This window comes from Acidovorax cavernicola (assembly GCF_003581445.1).
Genome location: NZ_QXMN01000172.1, coordinates 1 through 1,930, shown reverse-complemented (window position 1 = coordinate 1,930; position 1,930 = coordinate 1). Strand labels below are relative to the sequence as shown.

The 1,930-nt window shown below is 68.4% G+C and carries 3 protein-coding genes; all 3 read right to left on the bottom strand.

What is annotated here, in order from left to right; all coding sequences use genetic code 11:
• On the bottom strand, window positions 1-342 hold a 342-nt coding region (locus D3H34_RS32185), incomplete at its 3' end, for an ATP-binding cassette domain-containing protein (protein ID WP_147400567.1).
• A gap of 14 nt (window positions 343-356) precedes the next feature.
• Window positions 357-1,262 (bottom strand): ABC transporter permease, encoded by a 906-nt coding sequence (locus D3H34_RS32180; protein WP_119558815.1) that lies wholly within the window; start codon window positions 1,260-1,262, stop codon window positions 357-359.
• A partial coding sequence (locus D3H34_RS32175) for an ABC transporter permease (RefSeq protein WP_147400566.1) occupies window positions 1,259-1,930 on the bottom strand: 672 nt, incomplete at its 5' end. The genes D3H34_RS32180 and D3H34_RS32175, both read right to left, overlap by 4 nt.

The window sequence follows — 1,930 nt, the reverse complement described above, 5'->3', positions numbered from 1 at the left end:
CGGCTCGCCCACCTGGCGCGCGATCGTGTGCACCGGGTTCAGCGCTGTCATCGGCTCCTGGAAGATCATGCCGATGCGGTTGCCGCGGATCTGGCACATCTGCTTCTCCGGCAGGCCCACGAGCTCCTGGCCGTCCAGCCTGATGCTGCCCGTGACCTTGGCCGTGGCCGGCAGCAGCCCCATGAGCGACATCACCGTGATCGACTTGCCGCAGCCCGACTCGCCCACGATGCCCAGCGTCTGGCCGCGCTCCAGCGAGAAGGAAATGCCGCGCACGGCCTCGGCCGGCCCGCGCTGGGTCTGCAGGCCGATGTGCAGGTCGTTGACTTCGAGAAGGGGCATGGCGTGCGGCTTTCTTACCTTGCGCGCGCCAGGCGCGGATCGAGCAGGTCGCGCAGACCATCACCCAGCAGGTTCAGCCCCAGCACCGCGAAGGCGATCGCCATGCCCGGGAAGACCGCCAGCAGCGGCTGCTGGAACATGAGGGTCTGCGCCTCGCTGAGCATGCGGCCCCACGAAGGCTGCGGCGGCTGCGTGCCCAGGCCCAGGTACGACAGCGCGGCCTCGGCCAGGATCGCGATCGCGAAGCGGATCGTGATCTGAACGATCAGCACCGCCGAGATGTTGGGCAGCACATGCTGCATCGTGATCGCGAACGATCCCTTGCCGCAGGCGCGTGCGGCGGCCACGTACTCGCGCGACCAGATCGCGTTGGCCGAGGCACGCGTGATGCGTGCGAACGTCGGGATGTTGTAGATGCCGATGGCGATGATCGCGTTGACGATGCCCGCGCCGAACACGGCCGTCATCATGATGGCCGAGAGGATCGCGGGGAAGGCCAGCGAGAAGTCGGCAAAGCGCATGATGGCTTCTTCCACCCAGCCGCGCCGGGCGGCGGCCAGCAGGCCCAGGGCCGTGCCCACCACCAGGCCGATGCCCACGGCGATCAGGCCCACGAGGATGGAGGCACGCGCGCCCACCAGCAGCAGCGAGGCCACGTCGCGCCCGAAGGCGTCGGTGCCCAGCCAGTGCGTGGCCGAGGGGCCCTGCATCTTGTTGGCCATGTCCATCGCGTAGGGCGACCAGGGCGTCCAGACGAAGGAGACCAGGGCGGCCAGCAGCAACAGCAGGGCGAGCACGCCGCCGATGACGAAGCTGCGGTGGTGCACGGCGCGGCGCCAGAAGCCGGGCGCGGGGGGCGCGGAGGAGGTGGGCACCGAAGAAGGCGGAGAAGACAGAGAAGGAGAGAGGGGGGCGCTCATATGTCGCTCGCCTTGATGCGCGGGTCGATCACGGCGTACAGCACGTCGACCACGAAGTTCACGATGACGACCATGGCTGCCAGCAGCATCACGCAGTTGCGCACCACGATCAGGTCGCGGTTGCTGATGGCCTGGAAGATCAGCCGGCCCAGCCCCGGCAGGTAGAACACGTTCTCCACCACGATGGTGCCGGCCAGCAGCTCGGAGAACTGCATGCCCATCACCGTGATGACGGGGATCATCGCGTTGCGCAGCACGTGGGTCCACAGCACCATGCGCTGCGACACGCCCTTGGCGCGCGCGGTGCGCACAAAATCTTCGCGCATCACTTCGAGCACGGCCGAGCGGGTGATGCGCGCCAGGATCGCCGCCTGCACTACCGCCAGCGACAGGGCGGGCAAGAGCAGCGACTTCAGCCCCGCGAAGATGCCTTCGCCCCAGCCCTCGAAGCCGCCGGCGGAGAACCACTGCAGCTGCACCGAGAACACCAGGATCAGCAGAATGGCGAACCAGAAGTTGGGAATGGCGATGCCGACCTGGGCCATGCCCATGAGGCCCACGTCGCCCAGCTTGTTGTGGCGCGCGGCGGCCGTCACGCCCACGAGCAGGGCGATGACGACGGTCAGGGCCATGGCCAGCACGGCCAGCGGCACCGTGAGGGCCAGGCG